This window comes from Catalinimonas locisalis, from assembly GCF_038039535.1.
In the GTDB taxonomy this organism is placed as follows: domain Bacteria; phylum Bacteroidota; class Bacteroidia; order Cytophagales; family Cyclobacteriaceae; genus Catalinimonas.
This window is the reverse complement of sequence record NZ_JBBPHP010000084.1, coordinates 1-4,700: the sequence shown is the minus strand read 5'-3', so window position 1 is coordinate 4,700 and position 4,700 is coordinate 1. Positions and strand designations below refer to the sequence as shown.

The window sequence follows — 4,700 nt, the reverse complement described above, 5'->3', positions numbered from 1 at the left end:
AACACCCTAACACCCTAACACCCTAACACCCTAACACCCTAACACCCTAACACCCTAACACCCTAACACCCTAACACTATAGCACTACTTTTTGAGCGAAAAGCAAAGATTTTGCGTTGAGGATAATAATGGAAAAGATCAGTGTTTTTGATATGTTCAAGATTGGGATTGGCCCTTCCAGTTCCCATACTTTAGGCCCCTGGAGAGCTGCTCTACGTTGGCTCCTGGAGCTTCAGCATGTTATTGAGCTACAGGAAATACAAAAGGTAGAAGTATATCTTTACGCTTCTCTGGCACTTACCGGAAAGGGGCATGGTACTGACCTGGCGGTGATGCTGGGTTTAAGTGGCCAGAACCCCGTGAACATTCCGATTCCACGGGTGCAGGAAATCAAACAACAGGTTCAGAAAGAGCATAAGCTGTATCTGGCAAATCAGTATGAAATTTCCTTTGATCCGGCTCAACATATTATCTTTAGAGGAGGAGAGAGACTTCCTGAACATGCCAATGGATTGATTTTCAAAGCTTTTACTAAGGATAAGGCTTTTGAGGAAACGTATTATTCAGTAGGAGGGGGATTTGTAAAAAAAGCTAATGAACAGTCGGACACTTCAGATACCATTCAGTTGCCATACCCTTCCCAGAATGGAGAAGAATTGCTGCAACATTGTCATGCTCAACTGATGAAAATTGCAGAAATGGTATGGGCTAATGAGCAATCCTGGCGTTCTACAGAAGATATTCGTTCTGGCTTGCTACAAATCTGGCAGGTGATGTTGAACAGCATGTACAAAGGCTGCTACTCTGAAGGCACACTGGCCGGAGGTTTGAATGTAAAACGCAGGGCAGCCAGTATGCACCATAAGCTGATGGGTAATTTGCAGTTTGAAAATGCGGAGACCTGGCTGGAAGAAGTAAAGCGTCGTCCCAATGATTTTAATGCGATTCTTAAATGGATAGGCTGCTTTGCTTTGGCGGTGAATGAAGAAAATGCCAGCTTCGGTCGTATCGTAACTGCCCCTACCAATGGCGCAGCGGGTGTAATACCTGCGGTACTGATGTACTACATCTGCTTTTCAGGAGAAAATGTCAGGGAAGATAATATCATCAATTTTCTAATGGTAGCCGGTGAGATAGGTACATTATTTAAGAAAAATGCGACCATCTCAGCGGCAATGGGAGGTTGTCAGGCGGAGATAGGTGTGTCTTCGGCTATGGCTGCTGCTGCCCTCACTGAGTGTCTGGGGGGAAGTGTAGAACAGGCGCTGATGGCCGCAGAAATCGCGATGGAGCATCATCTGGGGCTGACCTGCGATCCGGTGGGTGGTTTGGTGCAGGTGCCCTGCATTGAGCGCAATTCTATGGGTGCCATCAAAGCCATCACCGCTTCCCGCCTGGCATTAGACAGTGATCCCGCCGATGCCTGTGTGTCGCTGGACAACATCATCAAAACCATGTGGGATACTGCTCAGGATATGAACCACAAGTATAAGGAAACTTCACAAGGTGGTTTGGCTGTCAATATTTCAGTGAAGATGCCGGAGTGCTAGCATTGAATTGAGTTTAGGGAACGCTCAACTTAGACAAATCTAATTGAAATCCAGGTAGAACAGGATCAGCCGAAAGTTTAGACTGAAAACCCTGATGCTGACGAACTTTCTGTAGGGCCTGATAAATATACACTGTTTCTTCTTCAGGGACGATCAGCCAGGCTAATTGTGCTCCGTTCTGTAGCCAGCTTTCCATCTTTGCCTGTAAATCATCTAGCCTATCGCTTTTGGATTTAAGTTCCACAACGAATTCAGGGCATACCGGAGCAAACTTTTCTTTCTGAACCTGAGTAAGTTGCTGCCATTTTTCCAGCGATAGCCATGAAGCATCCGGCGACATTACCGACTGGTCAGGCAAAGTAAAGCCGGTAGAAGAGTCAAAAGAAATTCCTGAACCATGCTTTTCATTCCAAGCTTCTAATTGATAAGCGATCTTTACATTAACTGAACCAGTGCTTGAATTGGTGGGCGACATAATGATGATTTCTCGTTTTGCGTTTCTCTCAATGTTAAGATCGGGATTAGCCTGGCAGAAGTTGAAGAACTCATCATCGCTCATCTGCATTTCTTTCCCTTTGAGTACGATTTTATCCAGCATGGCTTATTCAAATTATGTTCTCTAAAAAAAAATATATGTATTCGCCCACTAATAAAACGAAAATAAGAGAAAAAAGTCTTCTCTTCACTATGCTCTACACTGCTTGCAGTTAAGAAAATGCAATTTTAATAAGTCGGTGAAGATGCCGGACTGTTAGCATTCAATTCGTTTATTATCTGCTTTGCTAGTCTAAATTGAGCTTTCTCATTGAGATGATCGCCATCAGTAGTTGAGGATGAAAAATCATCTTCCAGCAAAGCATAGCTATCTACCCATATGCAATCGTACTCCTTTGCCAGCTTCATAAACTTTTTGTTATTCTTTCTGATACGCTTATTTCCTCCACCATATTTCTCTTTGTTAATTTTTGATTCATCCATGGGAGGAGGAGTAAGTATCAAAATCTTAGGTGTATGATCATTAGGAAAAGCCTGATAAGATTGGATTTTTTGAATCAGGCTTCCCATATTTTCTGCTACTTCATCCTGACGATTAGCGAAAACCTGCTTGGTGTCGTTGGTACCCAGCCCCAAAATAATATAATCCAGATTTTGATTAGCAAGCGAATCAACAGCAGTTTGAAGGTAATCTTCTATATTTTTCAGGCTATTCAGTCTTTTCTGATCCAGATTATCAAAACCAATGGTATTGCCTGAAATGGAGGTGTTGATGATAGTTGAGTAGGGCAGAAGCTTTTTCAACTGCTCAGGCCAGCCTCCCTCTACTGCGCCATTGGAATCACCTATGGTCAGAATATTAAGTTTTTGATTGGCTGGTGTATTGTTTTTGGGCAGCAGGCTCAATGCCTGGGGTACGATCATTTCGTGTCCACCCTCAAAAAGTACCAGTGACAGGCGAGGAGTTTCTCTAAGCAGGTGTACCTTCTTGCCTCCCAGATAAAGTGAAGTGTCGGGTGCAGGCTGCATCCTTTTGGAGAGTAGATGGATGATGGTCTTATCGGATACTTTTTCCTGTCCATAAGCTTCTCCAGTGTATATTTCCTCCAATAACTTATTATACATATTGATGGAATGGGTGATCGGTACCGAACCTGTATAGCCATCGTGAATACCGGTGTAAACCCTAAGTTGAGCGTCTTTTCTAAGTGCTGCAGAATAGTCCATATGTAGAGGAGATCTTTTTCGGGCTTCTTCAGCATCAAAGTTGCCTACGCTGGATGTGACCTGTTCCAGATGCTTTGCGTATTTCAAATCTCGTGCTTTGCATTCCCAGTACCAGTCTTCCAGATCTGCAATGGATGCCCAGGCATGGAAGCTTTTGACGGGATAGCGCAATTTCATAAAGGACAGCAATGTGGCGTAACCACCGCCTGAAACGCCAATGATATGCACTTCGGAGGTATCAACATTGGATTTGTCAATTGCAAAACGGATGGCATCTTCTATATCAGGGATAACCATTTCACTACCACATGCTTCTGGTCTGGTATTAGGACCTCTGAAATCAGGATGGATATAGTTCCAGTCGCGAAGTAATATTTCTTTTGCCAAAGGATCTTCCTGTTCATAATCCCCGCTCCAGGTATGCAGAGAGACAATGAGAGGCTGTGACGTTGACTGCTGGCTTTTATAGAAGCGGGCCTTTTGGATATTACTGTCCGCAGAAGATGTTATTTCTACCACTTTGAAGTCTTCGGGCCAGGTTTTCTCGGAAGTGTTATCCCAGGCAGTTTGATCGTTTTGTGCACTGACATGAACAATTGTCAGCAAGTTTAAAATCAATAAAAAAGAAATACGCTGCATGCTTTTTGGGTTTTGAAGGGGCATATTACCCAAAAATCAAGAAAATACATGTTTCCGAAGCATAGTTTTCAGCTTAATCTGAGCGCATTTTATGTAGTTGAATGCTGAAATAAGGAGATTCAGCTTACTGGATTATTTCTCTTCCACAATAGCAATTATTCTTAAGGGTGCGCCGCTTCCTCCCCCAATTTTCATGGGTAAGGCGATAACCAAAAAGCCCTGCATATCCAATTGATTCAGATTTGCTACATTTTCAAAGGCAGGAATATTGGCTTTGAAAAGTGCCTGATGAGTTTCAAAGTGAGTAGATTGTCCAGAATCAATGCTGGGAGTGTCTATGCCGATGGCTTTGATGTTACGGTTTTCAATGAGCCAGTTGGCTGCTTCGGGAGCAAGACCGGGAAAGTGGAGTTTGGCTACTGCCTCAGTTCCCCTTTCATCCGTACCCATATACCTGAGGCGGTCAGGCCAGTACTGTCCAAAGCCAGTGCGTAGTAAAATAATACGCTCATCCGGCACTTGTCCATGTTCTGCTTCCCAGGTTTCAAAGTCATCTACAGATACCTGATAGTCTACATTATTACTGGCTGCATCACTCACATCAATGACTATTCCCGGGCCAATCAGGTTTTCCAGGGGAATGTCATCTACTGACTGCTGACCTTCGGCAAAATGTACCGGTGCATCCAGGTGTGTACCTCCGTGTTCAGCACTATTCCCCACATCAAGAAACTCGATTAATTTCTTGAGCTAACGATACGCACATAATCATTCTTGAATTATCTTGTA

At 43.6% G+C, this 4,700-nt stretch carries 4 protein-coding genes; 1 reads left to right on the top strand and 3 read right to left on the bottom strand.

What is annotated here, in order from left to right:
* Nucleotides 1-128 precede the first annotated feature (128 nt).
* Nucleotides 129-1,550: an L-serine ammonia-lyase gene (locus WJR50_RS33775; protein ID WP_341297735.1), complete on the top strand. Its 1,422-nt coding sequence runs from the start codon at nucleotides 129-131 to the stop codon at nucleotides 1,548-1,550.
* Between the two features lie 13 nt (nucleotides 1,551-1,563).
* Here the strand turns inward: WJR50_RS33775 and WJR50_RS33770 are convergent, their stop codons facing one another.
* The 3 genes from WJR50_RS33770 to WJR50_RS33760 all read right to left on the bottom strand — a co-directional run bounded on the left by WJR50_RS33770 (nucleotide 1,564) and on the right by WJR50_RS33760 (nucleotide 4,634).
* A complete protein-coding gene (locus tag WJR50_RS33770; RefSeq protein ID WP_341297734.1) occupies nucleotides 1,564-2,148 on the bottom strand; it encodes a Uma2 family endonuclease in 585 nt (194 codons plus the stop codon).
* Nucleotides 2,149-2,273: 125 nt separating this feature from the next.
* A complete protein-coding gene (locus tag WJR50_RS33765) occupies nucleotides 2,274-3,911 on the bottom strand; it encodes an SGNH/GDSL hydrolase family protein (RefSeq protein WP_341297733.1) in 1,638 nt (545 codons plus the stop codon).
* Nucleotides 3,912-4,043: 132 nt separating this feature from the next.
* Entirely contained in the window at nucleotides 4,044-4,634 is a 591-nt protein-coding gene (locus WJR50_RS33760) for a cyclase family protein (protein WP_341297732.1), read from the bottom strand.
* Nucleotides 4,635-4,700 lie beyond the last annotated feature (66 nt).